Source organism: Pseudoduganella sp. SL102 (genome assembly GCF_027856995.1).
Taxonomy (GTDB): domain Bacteria; phylum Pseudomonadota; class Gammaproteobacteria; order Burkholderiales; family Burkholderiaceae_D; genus Rugamonas; species Rugamonas albidiflava.
Window position 1 is genome coordinate 2385465 of the sequence record NZ_CP115554.1, and the last position, 13292, is coordinate 2398756.

Here is a 13292-nt window from a genome sequence, read left to right on the forward strand (position 1 = left end):
CGGCGGGGTGCAAGCAAACTATCACCGGCCGTGCTATCCTGCCCGGCTTTGTTTTGTCGTCGAACTAATTCATGCAACAAGTAGCACTGTCCGATACCACTCCCACCATCATCGCGCCGCGCGGCGCCGGCATGGCCGAGCTGGCGCTGGCCATCGGCGGCCTCGCCATCGGCACCGGCGAGTTCGCGTCGATGAGCATCCTGCCACTGGTCGCCCAGGATCTCGGCACCACGCTGCCCGACATGGGCCACATGATCAGCGCCTATGCGCTGGGCGTGGTGGTGGGCGCGCCACTGATCACGATCTTCATGGCGCGCATGCCGCGCCGGATGATGCTGATGTGCCTGATGCTGATGTATGCCGTCGGCAATATCCTCGGCGCGCTGGCGCCCACGCCGGGGCTGCTGATCCTGGCCCGCTTCGTGGCTGGCATTCCGCACGGCGCCTATTTCGGCGTGGCCGCGCTCGTGGCGGCGGCGCTCGTCACGCCCGACAAGCGGGCCCAGGCCGTTGGCCGCGTGATGCTGGGGCTGACCGTCGCCAACATCTTCGGCGTGCCGCTGGCCACGTGGCTGGGGCAGGCGATGGGCTGGCGTTCGGCATTTGCCATCGTCGGCGCGCTGGCACTGCTGACCGTGGCGATGGTGTTTGTCTTCCTGCCGTTCATCGCCGCCGGCAATGCCAGCATCCGCGGCGAACTGGGCGTGTTCCGCCGCTTGCAGGTGTGGCTGACCCTGCTGATGGTGGCGATCGGCTTCGGCGGCATGTTCGCCATGTACACCTATGTGACGCCGACCCTGCAGCAGATCACGCACGCGTCGCCGCTGGAGATTTCCGTGCTGCTGGGCCTGATCGGCGTGGGCATGACGGTGGGCAGCCTGGCCGGCGGCTGGCTGGCCGACCGCAATCAGACAGCGACGATCTTCGGCGTGCTGGTCTGGGAAGCGCTCGTGCTGGCCGCGTTTGCCTACACGAGTGCCAACCTGTGGCTTACCGGCCTGAACCTGTTCCTGATCGGCACCGGCATCGCCGTGGTGCCGGCGGTGCAGACGCGCCTGATGGACGTGGCCGGCGATGCGCAGACGGTGGCCGCGGCACTGAACCATTCCGCCTTCAACATCGCCAACGCCCTGGGCGCCTGGGCCGGCGGCATGACCATCGCGGCGGGCTACGGCCTGCAGTCGACCGCGCTGGTCGGCGCGATCCTGCCCTTGGGCGGCATCGCCGTGCTCGCCATATCGCTGGCCGTGGAGCGCAACAGCGGCCGCCGCGCCGCGGTTCCCGCAGCGTAGACACTTCCCGCATGCCGGCGTCATTAAAAAAAAACCGGTGACAGGCTCCGTTTTTTTGAAAACCGGTGACAGGCTCCATTTTTGAAGAAACATTGCAAATTAATCGGAGCCTGTCACCGGTTTTCTGGACGGTGCCGGAAGCCTTTGCGCCTGGTGGCGCACCTGTGCAACGGCGCGCCGGGCTGCGAGCTATACTCGTGGCCCGATATGAAACAGTGCGGCAATGACGGAAGAATTCGACGACGATCGGCTGAGCAGTGATCTCGGCCTGGCGCAGCGCGGCATCGCGCTGATGAAACTGGAGGGCAGGGTGTTCCTGCGCTTCGACGGCACCGCCGAGGCGGCCGGGCTGCGCGTGCCCTACGCCCTGGTGCCGGCACAGGGCGTGCTGGCCAAGCCATCGAAATGGCGCAAGCTCGATGCCGAGGCGCGCGCCGCGCTGGTCCGCGAACGCTCGACCGAGCGGGCACTGCGCGAACTGCACGACAGTGTCGACGCCTTCGTCGCGGAACTGGCGGGTGAATGCGACGAGTTCGGCCTGGCGCCGATGGATTTCCTGCATTCGCTGGCCGATGTACAGACATCCGAACCGGCTTCCGTGGTGTTCGACCGCATCCGCCAGCGGCTGGGCCATGCGGTGGAGCGGCAGCGCGAGGAGCAGCATGCCGAGCGCACCCGCCAGAGCATCAACCTGGCCGAATATCCCGCCTCGTTCGAGGTGGCACGGCGCCTGCCGCGCAAGTTCGTCGCGCTGCTGGGCCCTACCAATTCCGGCAAGACCCACAAGGCCATGGAAGCGCTGGCCAAGGCCGCCAGCGGCGTGTACCTGGCGCCATTGCGGCTGCTGGCGCTGGAGAACTACGAGCGCCTGCTGGAAGTCACGCGGCACGGCAAGCCGCTGGCCGTCAGCCTCGTCACGGGCGAAGAGCGCCGGATCGCGGAAGATGCCACCCATGTCGCCAGCACGGTCGAGATGCTGGATACCCGTACGCCGGTCGACGTGGCCGTGATCGATGAAATCCAGATGCTGGCGGACCGCGACCGCGGCGCGGCCTGGACCGCGGCCGTGTGCGGCGCGCCGGCCCGCACCGTGTACCTGGTGGGGGCGCCGGAGGCACGCCGCGCGGTGGAAGCGCTGGCCGAGCGCCTCGAATGCCCGATCGAAGTGCACGTGATGAAGCGCAAGGGGCCGCTGTCGATGGAGCCGGGCCCGGTGCGCAAGGTGAAGAACCTGCGCCCGGGCGACGCGTTGATCGCCTTTTCGCGGCGCGACGTGCTGATGTGGCGCGACATGGTGGCCGAGATGGGCCATTCGGTGGCCACCGTGTATGGCAACCTGTCGCCCGAGGTGCGGCGCGCGCAGGCCCAGCGCTTCCGGGACGGCGAAGCCGACATCGTGGTCGGCACCGATGCCATTGCGATGGGCTTGAACATGCCGATCCAGCGCATCGTGATGACTTCCACCGTCAAGTTCAACGGCGTCGAGGAAGAGGAAATCCCGGCACCGCTGGCGCGCCAGATCGCCGGCCGGGCGGGGCGCTACGGCATCCACGAGGAAGGCCTGGTGGCCGGCTACGACCCGGACAGCCACGAGGTGATGCGCTCGCTGCTGAAGGAAAAGCCGGTGCCCCTCAACACCAGCGGCTTCGCGGTGGCGCCCACCCTGGAACACCTGCACCGCATCGCCGCCGTGACGCAGGAAACCTCGCTGGCCAAGCTGCTGAAGCGCTTCATCCACAACATCGACGTGCCGGACGGTTTCTTCTATCCGCGCATCACCGAAGACCAGATGGAGCGCGCCCAGTGGCTCGACACGCTGCCGCTGTCGGTGGCCGACAAGTTCGCGCTGTCGCTGGTACCCGTGTCGACCAAGGTGCTCGCGCTGCAGCGCGCCTGGGAACACTGGTGCGTGGCGCTGTCGAAGAAGCGCATCACGCGGCTCCAGCCGGACGACCACCAGCTGCACTACATGACCCTGCAGGAAGTGGAAGATACCTGCCGGCTGTATTCCGCCTATGCATGGCTGGGCTACCGCCTGCCGGAACATTTCCCGGACATCGAACTGGCGCTGGAACTGTCGCGCTCGGCGTCCGAGCGGGTCGATGCGATGCTGCAGGACCAGAACACGTCGTCACGGCGCCGGCACCACCGCCGCCGCTGAGCGCCCGGCAACGCCGGCGCGGAAAAACGGTGACAGGCACCAATTACTTGGAAATGTTTCTCCAAAAATGGTGCCTGTCACCGTTTTTTTAATCGGAGCCTGTCACCGGTTTTCGGCGTTTGAAGCGTGCAAGTGGATGAGCAGCGGATGCTGGTAATTGGTAACGTTTTCATCCACAATGGCCGGCACGTTCATTTCCGACAGGATTGCGATGCCGCCAACTTCCTCCCGCCTCGATCTCGTCGATGCCCTGCGTGGCTTCGCCATCGTGTCGATCATGCTGCTGCATAACCTCGAGCATTTCGACCTCTACCACAAGCCGGCCGGGCAGCCGGACTGGCTGGTGGCGCTGGACCAGAATGTCTGGGACGGCATGTTCTTCCTGTTCGCCGGCAAGGCTTATCTGATCTTCGCACTGCTGTTCGGCGTGACTTTCCACCTGCAGTTCTCGCGCCGCGCCGCGGCCGGGGAAGACTTCCGGCCCCGTTTCGCCTGGCGCATGGTCCTGCTGCTGGGTTTCGGCATGCTGAATTCGCTGTTCTACCAGGGCGACATCCTGTCGTTCTACGCCGTGATGTCGTTCACGCTGCTGCCGGTGGCCAGGCTGGGCAGTCGCACGGTGCTGGCAATCGCCGCAGTCCTGCTGCTGCAACCGTACCTGTGGGCCCAGGTCCTGCAGGCGCTGCCCCAGCCGGATGCGAAGTTGCCGGACCCGGCGTCCTGGGCCTGGTTCGCCCGCACGACCGAGTACATGACAGGCGGCACGATGCTGCAGACCTACCTGGGCAACGTTACCATCGGCAAGACGGCGGCGGTGCTGTGGAGCTGGGAAAACGGCCGCTTCTTCCAGATCCCGGCGCTGTTCATGCTCGGCATGCTGGCCGGCCGCGCCGGCGTCTTCGCGCTGTCCGACGCCAACCGCGCCTTGTGGCGCCGGCTGCTGGTGGCCGCCGTGGTGTGCTTCGCGGTGCTGTATGCCGCCACCAGGGGGCTCGATGCCGCCGTGACCGGGCAGGCGCTGCAACGGCCGTTGATGGCGATCGTCAAGTCATGGTCGAACTTCGCGCTGATGGGCGTCATCGTTGCCGGGTTCGCGCTGCTGTACCAGCGCGGCACCCTGCTGCGGGTACTGGATGCGTTCGCGCCGCTCGGCCGGATGAGCCTGACCAGTTACGTGAGCCAGTCGATGGTGGGCACGGCGCTGTATTACGGTTTCGGTTTCGGCCTGTACAAGATCACGGGCGCCACCGCATGCCTGCTGATCGGTGCCGTGCTGGCGGTACTGCAGGGCCTGTTCTCGGCATGGTGGCTGAAACGCCACAGGCAGGGGCCGCTGGAGGCGCTGTGGCATCGCCTCACCTGGCTCGGCGCACCCGCTACGGCACTGGGTCGTCCAGCCAGCTGAGCCGCCCGTGGCCCGCCTCGTTCAGGCGCGCCACGAGTGCCTCGGCGGCATTGTCCGGCAGGCTGAAATGGAAGACCACGGCGTCGCCATGCGCCGCGTCCAGCAACGTGGCACCGGCGGCATCCAGCTCGCGCCGCAGCATGCCTTCCAGCGCATACGGCACGGCGCAGCGCAGTTCGCGCGACTTGACGATGGCGACACGCTCGGCCTGCAGCAGTGCCTGCGCCACGCCATCCGTGTAGGCACGCACGAGGCCGCCCGCACCCAGTTTGACTCCGCCGAAATAGCGCACCACGGTGGCCAGCACGCCTTCCAGGTCCTGGTGGCGCAGCACGTCGAGCATCGGCCGGCCTGCCGTGCCGCTGGGTTCGCCATCGTCGACCGCGGCTGACTGTCCGCCGGCCAGCAATGCCCAGCAGACGTGGGCAGCGCCGGGATGCTCGGCCTTCAGGCGCGCCACGACGGCCTGCGCGGCGGCGCGGTCGGCCATCGGCTGCACGCAGGCGATGAAGCGGCTTTTCTTGATCAGCAGTTCGGCGGAGCAGGGGGCGGCGAGGGTGTGCGGCATCGGTGCGGAAAGAAGGGAGGGCCGCCGATTGTAACCGGCGGCCCGGCCGCGCCGGAAGATGGGCGGTCACCCGGCATCGGCGGCCGCGTCAGGCGTAGCTGCGCAGGCGCGCCGCGAACTCGCGCAGCGCGCCGATGCCGGACAGCTCGGCGCGTTCGCACCATTCGCGCAGGTGCGCCAGCAATTCCTCCGGCGCGGCATGCTGGCGCTGCCACAGTTCGGCCAGTTCGGCACGCAGTTGCTGCATCGTCAGCAGGGCGCCGCGGTGGCGCAGGAACAATGCCAGCGAGGCCGCCTGTTCGCCTGTCACGAAGCCGGGATCGCGGCGCAGCAGCCGGTCGACCTGGGCCAGGAAGCGCTTGTCGAACTTCACCTCGTGCGCTTGTCTTGCATCTTGCCGGAACGCGCGCCGCAACATGCGCGCGTAGCGGGCCATCACTTCGTGCCGGTTGGCGATGATCGCGTGCAGCGTGTGCAGGTCCGCTTCCGGCTTGGGCGCCGCGCGGAGCGGCCGCGGTGCCACGCGCGCCACGCGGGCGAGCCGGCAGGCCTGCAGCAGGCGGATATACAGCCAGCCGACGTCGAACTCGAACCAGCGCGACGACAGGCGGGCCGATGTCGGGTAGGTGTGGTGGTTGTTGTGCAGTTCCTCGCCGCCGATCAGCAGGCCCAGCGGCCCGATATTGGTGGCGGCATGGGGACCGTCATAGTTGCGGTAGCCCCACCAATGGCCCAGGCCGTTGATGATGCCGGCCGCCGTGACGGGAATCCACAACATCTGTACCGCCCACACGGTGAGGCCGATGGCGCCGAACAGCACCACGTCGAGTACCAGCATGAGTCCGACCCCTTGCCACACGAAGCGGGAATACACGTGGCGTTCGACCCAGTCGTCCGGGGTGCCGGCGCCGTATTGTTCCACCGTGACGGGGTTGGCCGCCTCGGTCCGGTACAGTTCCGAGCCTTGCGTGAGCACGCGGCGAATGCCGAATACGGCGGGACTGTGCGGGTCGCCGTCGACCTCGCAGCGGGCATGGTGCTTGCGGTGCACGGCCACCCATTCGCGCGTGACCATGCCCGTGGTGAGCCATAGCCAGAAGCGGAAGACATGGCTGGCCGCCGGATGCAGTGTCAGCGCCCGGTGCGCCTGGCAGCGGTGCAGGTAGATGGTGACGGCGGCGATGGTGACGTGCGTCAGCGCCAGTGTCGCGGCCACGATCGCCCATGCGCTCCAGTCGAGTACGCCATGGTCGAGGAATGCGAGCAAGGCGGAAATGGCATCCATGCTGTTCTTTCCGTGACGGCAGGTGACCAGCATAGTCCCTTTTGGCGGGACCGTCGATGCATGCGCACCACACGGCTTCGCGCCGGTGCGATGGAAATGCCGGGCTGCGCGCGCAGCCCGGCATCAGGCGCCGGTCAGGCGCGCGCCAGCTGGCGGCGGCGCAGCGCGGCCACGCCGATCAGGCCAACGCCCAGCATCAGGTAGGTGGACGGTTCCGGCACGGCCAGCACCTGTACCGTGGCGGTGCCCAGCGTGGTGTCGATGTCGAGCTGGCCGCTGTCGAGCAGCAGCGTGTCGAAGAAGCTCACCGTCGAATTGCCGGCGCCGACAGCCTGGAACGAAATCGTGCCGAGGCTGCCCGTGCCGGACACGCCGGGAATGGCGCCGAGCAGCGAGCTGAACACGTAGGAAACCGTGCCGGCCGCGTTGTCGAAGCTGCCCGTGGAATTGAACGTGCCGCCGAGGAAGTCGCCCAGTTCCACGCTGCTCACTTGCAGTACGGTCGGATCGAACTGCAGGGAAAACTGGTAGCTGTACAGGTCGGTGACATCGACCAGTTGCACATCCAGTTCGACCGTCTGCCCAACGGTCGACGGGTTGGGCGCCGCAACGGGCGTCAGCGTGGCCGCATAGGCCTGCATGCTCGCCGCGCTCAGCAGCGCCGCGCCCAGGTATTTCTTCCATCCACTCATCTTGTTTCTCCTTATGCCGGGTGGGCAATATTCAGTACGTGATCGGGTACCTGATCGGGTACCTGAGCCGGTACGTGATTCATCGGAATTCGCTCGGTCAATATTCGCTTCATCGAAATGCGATGGTCATCCGTGCCGGGGCGAGCCCCGGCCGGTAGTGCCTCGTGACGCAGCAAGCTGCGTCACGAGCTCGACAACGGTCAGTTGCAGGACGTTCCCTCCGGCACGAGACGTGCCACGTAAGTCAGGTCCCGCACGTTGATGACGCCATCCTGGACGACGTCGGCCCGTGGATCGAAACCGGGCTGGCCGGTGCGCGTGCCGAAGGCGGCGCGGATGACACCCAGATCCCCACAGTTTACGACGCCGTCGGCGTTGACGTCGCCCGGCAGGTTGATCGTGAAGTTGGCGTTCGACACGTCGAAGAACACGTTGCCGAGTGCCTCCACCTTGAGGCGGGCGGTCTTCGAGGCCACGGCGGGCAGGGTGACCGTGGCGCTGCCGTCGTTCGGCGTGCTGGCGGCCAGCGTGTGCGGCCACGTCTTGCCGCCATCCGTCGACAGCGAGATCTTCACGTTGTCGACGCCGACCGGCGCCGTGTCGGTGTTGGCCACGCTCCACGTCACGGTCTGGGTCGCACCCGCTTGCAGCGTGCCGGCCGCGTTATGCGACGTGACCAGGAATGGCCCGGCACCGTGGGCCAGCACGAGCTTCGTATCGGCGCTGTTGACGCCGCCACGGCCGTCGCGCGCGGTCACCCGGAAGTTCAGTGCCGCCGGATTGGCGTTGCCTTCGTAACCTACGTAGGCCACGGTCGGCAGGAACTCGGCATAGCACTCGATATGGGCGGCGGTCGGCGCGCCGGAAGGCGTGGGGCAGGCGCCGCTTTCCGCATTGGTGTTGTTCGCCAGGATCTGGTCGATGTCCGGGAAGACGCGCGTCGGGTCGGTCGTTACCTGGTTTTCGCCAGGCGAGTTGTACTTGATCGTGTCCTGGCTGCTGACGAGGGCGCGCTTGCCGAACTGGCTGAACAGCGGGCCGTTCGTTTTCACGTTATCGGTCAGCGCCGTGCCGTCGAAGCTGCCCTGGTCGTTCTGCTCCCACAGGTAGGTGACGGTGTCACCGTCCGGATCGGTGGCACTGCCGGTCAGTGCGAATGGCGTGCGCACCGGGATCGTGTAGGCCGCCGGCGCGCTGACCTGCGGGGCGCTGTTGCCGCTCGACGTCACGCTGCCGCCGCGCATGGTCAGGCCGCCGGCGACGATCTCGCCGGTGAAGCCGGTCACGCCGGCGGAGAGGTTCGCCAGCCCCAGTTGTGGCACATTGGTGTCGGCCAGGGTGCCGCCGAATGTGACCGTGAAGCCGGTATTGCTCACGGCGCTGACAACGGCGGTGGCGCCGGCCGGCCAGCCGGCGATGGCCTGGATTGCCGCACGGATGCCGCCGGCCGTGTAGTTCGTGCCGCGCACGATCGGCGCGGACAGGTTGCCGTTCCAGCTGATCTGGAATTGCTGCCCGTTCGTGGTGAAGTTGCGCAGCACGCCCGCCTGCACTTCGTTGTTGGTGGATTCGGCGCCCGACGTGTAGGCGACGATTTCATCGAAGCTGCGTTGCGACCAGTACGGGTCGCTGTGCGGCTGGATGTCGTCCGTATCGCAAATGCCGGCGTAGGCCATGATCGACGTGCCGCTGCCGACTTCGACGGAAGTGTCCGGATTGCGGTTGCCGCCGGCGCAACTGCCGTTCACGCCGTTGAAGGTGTGGTTGCCCGAGAACTGGTGGCCGATTTCATGGGCCACGTAGTCGACGGCGAACACGTCGCCCACGGGGGTCGGCACGCCCGTGCAACCCTGCGCCTTGAACGCGCCGCCGACCACGCCGAGGCTGGCGATGCCGCCGCCATTCAGGCCGAAGCCGATGTGGCCGATGTCGAAGTTGCTGGCGCCGACCAGCAGGCCGGTCACGATGCGGTTGCGCCCCAGCGTGCTGCCGCCGCAGCCTTCGGCTTGCGAGGGCGTGTAGCAGGCCGCACCGCCGCACGGGCCGTTGGCGCCGGTCATCTGCGCGTCGGTATCCAGGTTCAGCGCATCGGTGGCGTCGACCAGTACCAGGCGGATCGACGTTTCATCTTCGTAGATCTGCGTGACGCGGTTGATCAGCGTGACCTTGGCAGCCGTGACGTTGGCCGAGCCACCGAAGTAGTTGGCGTAGGTGGGATCGGTTACCAGTGCCAGGCGATACGTGCGCAGCTGGTTGCCGACGGTGGCACTGGCGGCCGCGCCGGCATTGACCACGTGGTAGCCGGCGGTGGTGGTGGCGCGGCCATCGCTGGCCACGACTTCGAACGCGCCGGTGGAGCCGGCCGGCAGCGTCAATGCCACGACGCCGTTGCTGTCCGCGGTGGCGGTGGCGGTCTGCAGTGCCACGGTTTCACCTTCGGCGCGCACGGTGATGCTGACGCTGGCGCCCGGCGTGAAGTTCAGCCCGCGCACTTCCAGGTTGTCGCCTTCCTTGTAGAAGCCGCGCGACAGCGTCAGCTGCGCTTCGCCCAGCGCGGCTTCCACCAGCGGACCATGCTGGTTGGCCAGGTCGCGGCCGTAATAGCTGGCATACAGGCTGTCGTCGAGATGGTAGTACGGATCGACGTACCAGCCGCCCTTCGGCGAGCGCACCGAGGCGTGCAGGCCCAGCTTGGTGATGTCCATCCGCAGCGTGGCGGACGGGTCGTCGATGCCCTTGCCGCGGTAGGTCTTGATGTCGGGGTGCTTGGCCGCCAGGCCCGGTTCCATGATCGGCGATTCGACCAGGGCGAAGCGCTGGAAGCCGCCGTCCGGGTGGGGCAGGGAAATCGTCAGGGAATCGGGAACTTCGCCGAGGCCGCGTTCCAGCGGCGCCGCAGCCGTCACGCCCTTCATGCCATTCTTGTCGAGCGTGGCCGCGTGGTATTTCTTCAGTTTCAGCGCGGGCTTTCGGGCGCCGCCGGTGCTCAGCCCATCGGCCGGCTTGGCCACGCTTTGCCAATGCGGCGCGGCGCGCTGGGTGGACACTGCGGAAGTCGCCGTCTGTGCAGCGTGCGCGATCGGCGCGGCGGCAGTGAAGGCGAGGGCGATACAGAGGGCCAGGGAGGATCGCACGCCCGGTGCGGCGCGCATCATCTGGTTCCCGCCGTGGTGCGGCGGGGTCGACGGCTTGATTCTCATGCAATGTCCTTTCGCGACTGGTTTGCTCTACTCGGTGGTCTTGTTGTGTTGCCTCTTTGGTGCCTGTTCTAGTGCCTAGTGCCTGTTTCAGTGCCTGTTCTAGTGCCTGTTTTAGTACCTCATCCATGCCTCTGCGGTGCTTTTTGCTGCGTCCTGGTGCCGGCATCCCTGTGCATCCGCCGTCTGTGCGGCGGTGGTCCTGGTGCCTGATGCAAATAAGGCAATAGAACTCAACCATACTATTGCCGGCTTGTTACATAACTCAAGCACAATCTTTGGCGGCGTTGTAAAGACGTTGAAAAGCTTGCATTTCGCACTGGCCAAGGTGCCTTGAAAGGTCTTTGTTGCCGGGAATGGCCGGGTTTTCCGGCCGGCGTTTTCGGCCTGCTTTTTTGGCTTGCGTTTTCGGTCGGCATTCACGGCCGCGATATCGCCAGATCGCGAACAATGGTTGCGCCGCGATACAATGGCCGGTTTCTTTTTCGGGCGCGCGCTTGCGGCCGCTCCAGCAACCGTCTTGAACAGTAACCACTATCCACTTGAAAGCCGTCCCGATGCCGGGCTGGTCCGCGACCGGCAGCTGGTCGGCGCCACGGCGCTCGCCGCCCGGATCGCGGATGGCGCAGTGGCATCGCGGTGGCGCGTTGTCGAAGCCGGTTGCGGCACGGCGCACCGCTTCGCCGCGGCGCACATCCCCGGCGCGGCTTACCTGGATACCGCCGAGATCGAAGGTGGCTCCTTGTGGAACAGGGTGGCGGATGACGCGTTGCTGCGGGTGCTCCTCGCACATGGCATCCGGCACGATACGACGGTGATCCTGTATGGCCGCAACAACCTGGCGGCGGCGCGCGTGGCGCACCTGCTGCTGTACGCGGGCGTGGCCGACGTGCGGCTGCTCGATGGCGGATTCGCCGCCTGGCTGGCCGGCGGGTACCCTTGCGAAAGGGGGCCGGCGCGGCCATCCGGCGCCGCAACCGACTTCGGCGCGCCGTTCCCCGCCCATCCGGAATATGTCGTCGACATGGCGGCGGCGCGCGCCTTGCTGGCGCGGCCGGACGCGGCGCTGGCCAGCATCCGCAGCGAAGCCGAATTCCTCGGCAAGGTCTCGGGCTACAGCTACATCGCCGCGCGGGGCGACATCCCCGGCGCGCGGTGGGGCAGGGCGGGCGACGACGGCGACGTCAACAGCATGAGCGCGTACCACCTTGCCGATGGCACCATGCGGCCGGCCGGCGAGATCGCCGCGATGTGGGCTCGGAACGGCATCACGCCCGACAAGCGGATCGCCTTCTATTGCGGCACCGGCTGGCGCGCATCGATGGCGTTCTTCTACGCGTGGCTGATGGGGTGGGACGATATCGCCGTGTATGACGGCGGGTGGCTGGAGTGGAGTAATGAAGCGGCTGGCGGGAAACGGTGTATGGCGGGAATGGGCTGACCTGCACCCGGGTCAATTGGATGAAACGCCAGCTCAGCGTCGGCGCCTGCGCCGGCACTCCCTGCAGCCATTCAGACAGGTCTGGCTTCGATCCGGAAATGCCGCGAAAACTTGAGTTTCCGGGATACCCCAGTCGGATCGGAAACGAAGGGAAAAGCAAATTCCGGGCTTTTAAGTAGTACAAGACGCCATTCGGTGTCGGCGAAAAAATGAAACGTCACGGCATCGGGCAAGTGCAGGCGCAAGTCGGCAAATACGCCGGTGGAGTAGATCACACCGAGCTCGGCGGCATCGACCAGCACCATGTCGGCACTGAGCATATAGATGCGCAGCGTATCTTCGAAGGCAATGTCATCGGTGAAGAACGCTATGCGGAAGCCGTTCCATCCGATGGCCGCTTGCAGGATCGCTCCAGTCATGATCACGCCGGTGGGCTGACCGTTCAACACCAGTTCAGAAGATGCCAGCGCCGACTCCGTGTACGGAGATGCCAGCCGTGCTGAAAATTCGCGAGGTTGGAGTAATCTCACAGGCGCGCCTTACCAGATGAAGCCCGCACCGAAGGCCGCCAGGGCGCCTCCGACGAACGCGCCTGCAGTCATGCAACGGCGTTATCGAATACTTCTTCGTCGGATCGCGGCATCGTAAACTCCCGTCAAAGGTGTTCAACGAGACTACCTGGGTTCACGCGGAATGAGCGCAAGATGTGAAAAGTCCGTTGACCATGAGAGCGGGGAAGCGGCGGAAGGTCTTCCGAACCGGGCACAGGGGGCCGGAAAACAAAAAAGCCCACGAACCGGAATTCGTGGGCTTCTTCGAGGATTCTTGGTAGGCCGTGCGGGATTCGAACCTGCGACCAACGGATTAAAAGTCCGCTGCTCTACCAGCTGAGCTAACGACCCAAGGTAAAACCGAATTCAACAACACAACGCAAACAACGCAACATCCTGCAAGTGGTAGGCCGTGCGGGATTCGAACCTGCGACCAACGGATTAAAAGTCCGCTGCTCTACCAGCTGAGCTAACGACCCCCTGCAAGACTGACGATGCTGCTGTTTCCTTCGAGTGGTAGGCCGTGCGGGATTCGAACCTGCGACCAACGGATTAAAAGTCCGCTGCTCTACCAGCTGAGCTAACGACCCTCCGAAAGAAGCGGGATTATAGGATGGCCCGGCTGTTCCTGTCAAATGCTTAGGAGCATCGAATTATGCTGCGAACGGCCGGCCCCCCATCGGGGGAAGCGGGCCCGGCC

At 66.0% G+C, this 13292-nt stretch carries 9 protein-coding genes and 3 tRNA genes; 4 read left to right on the plus strand and 8 right to left on the minus strand.

From position 1 onward, the window contains the following. Positions 1–71: 71 nt before the first annotated feature. The 3 genes from OU994_RS10095 to OU994_RS10105 all read left to right on the plus strand — a co-directional run bounded on the left by OU994_RS10095 (position 72) and on the right by OU994_RS10105 (position 4858). Complete coding sequence (locus OU994_RS10095) at positions 72–1292, plus strand: MFS transporter (protein WP_281610636.1); 1221 nt, start codon at positions 72–74, stop codon at positions 1290–1292. Between the two features lie 223 nt (positions 1293–1515). Beyond that, entirely contained in the window at positions 1516–3453 is a 1938-nt protein-coding gene (locus OU994_RS10100; RefSeq protein WP_281610637.1) for a helicase-related protein, read from the plus strand. Between the two features lie 211 nt (positions 3454–3664). Then, the gene (locus tag OU994_RS10105) at positions 3665–4858 is read left to right on the plus strand and encodes a DUF418 domain-containing protein (protein ID WP_281610638.1); all 1194 of its coding nucleotides are present in this window, start codon (positions 3665–3667) and stop codon (positions 4856–4858) included. On the opposite strand, the gene OU994_RS10110 is transcribed toward OU994_RS10105, so the two are convergent. The 4 genes from OU994_RS10110 to OU994_RS10125 form a co-directional block, all read right to left on the minus strand. Next, positions 4830–5426: a YigZ family protein gene (locus OU994_RS10110; protein WP_281610639.1), complete on the minus strand. Its 597-nt coding sequence runs from the start codon at positions 5424–5426 to the stop codon at positions 4830–4832. The genes OU994_RS10105 and OU994_RS10110 overlap by 29 nt on opposite strands. Before the next feature lie 88 nt (positions 5427–5514). Further along, positions 5515–6711 (minus strand): fatty acid desaturase, encoded by a 1197-nt coding sequence (locus OU994_RS10115; protein ID WP_281610640.1) that lies wholly within the window; start codon positions 6709–6711, stop codon positions 5515–5517. Positions 6712–6845: 134 nt separating this feature from the next. After that, positions 6846–7403 (minus strand): cohesin domain-containing protein, encoded by a 558-nt coding sequence (locus OU994_RS10120; RefSeq protein WP_281610641.1) that lies wholly within the window; start codon positions 7401–7403, stop codon positions 6846–6848. A 200-nt stretch (positions 7404–7603) separates the two neighbouring features. Next, complete coding sequence (locus OU994_RS10125; protein WP_281610642.1) at positions 7604–10603, minus strand: M12 family metallo-peptidase; 3000 nt, start codon at positions 10601–10603, stop codon at positions 7604–7606. 517 nt (positions 10604–11120) lie between these two features. Here OU994_RS10125 and OU994_RS10130 point away from each other — a divergent pair. After that, positions 11121–12041 (plus strand): sulfurtransferase, encoded by a 921-nt coding sequence (locus tag OU994_RS10130; RefSeq protein WP_281610643.1) that lies wholly within the window; start codon positions 11121–11123, stop codon positions 12039–12041. Positions 12042–12112: 71 nt separating this feature from the next. Here the strand turns inward: OU994_RS10130 and OU994_RS10135 are convergent, their stop codons facing one another. The 4 genes from OU994_RS10135 to OU994_RS10150 all read right to left on the minus strand — a co-directional run bounded on the left by OU994_RS10135 (position 12113) and on the right by OU994_RS10150 (position 13182). After that, entirely contained in the window at positions 12113–12571 is a 459-nt protein-coding gene (locus OU994_RS10135) for a hypothetical protein (protein ID WP_281610644.1), read from the minus strand. A gap of 296 nt (positions 12572–12867) precedes the next feature. Next, positions 12868–12943: transfer RNA gene (locus OU994_RS10140), tRNA-Lys, on the minus strand. A gap of 52 nt (positions 12944–12995) precedes the next feature. Next, positions 12996–13071 (minus strand) — tRNA-Lys (locus tag OU994_RS10145). A gap of 35 nt (positions 13072–13106) precedes the next feature. Continuing rightward, positions 13107–13182 (minus strand) — tRNA-Lys (locus OU994_RS10150). Between the last annotated feature and the right edge of the window lie 110 nt (positions 13183–13292).

Excerpts from the sequence above, each read along its gene's own strand:
- OU994_RS10095 (WP_281610636.1), top strand. The coding sequence starts at position 72 with ATGCAACAAGTAGCACTGTCCGATACCACTCCCACCATCATCGCGCCG.
- OU994_RS10100 (WP_281610637.1), top strand. The coding sequence starts at position 1,516 with ATGACGGAAGAATTCGACGACGATCGGCTGAGCAGTGATCTCGGCCTG.
- OU994_RS10105 (WP_281610638.1), top strand. The coding sequence starts at position 3,665 with ATGCCGCCAACTTCCTCCCGCCTCGATCTCGTCGATGCCCTGCGTGGC.
- OU994_RS10110 (WP_281610639.1), bottom strand. The coding sequence starts at position 5,426 with ATGCCGCACACCCTCGCCGCCCCCTGCTCCGCCGAACTGCTGATCAAG.
- OU994_RS10115 (WP_281610640.1), bottom strand. The coding sequence starts at position 6,711 with ATGGATGCCATTTCCGCCTTGCTCGCATTCCTCGACCATGGCGTACTC.
- OU994_RS10120 (WP_281610641.1), bottom strand. The coding sequence starts at position 7,403 with ATGAGTGGATGGAAGAAATACCTGGGCGCGGCGCTGCTGAGCGCGGCG.
- OU994_RS10125 (WP_281610642.1), bottom strand. The coding sequence starts at position 10,603 with ATGAGAATCAAGCCGTCGACCCCGCCGCACCACGGCGGGAACCAGATG.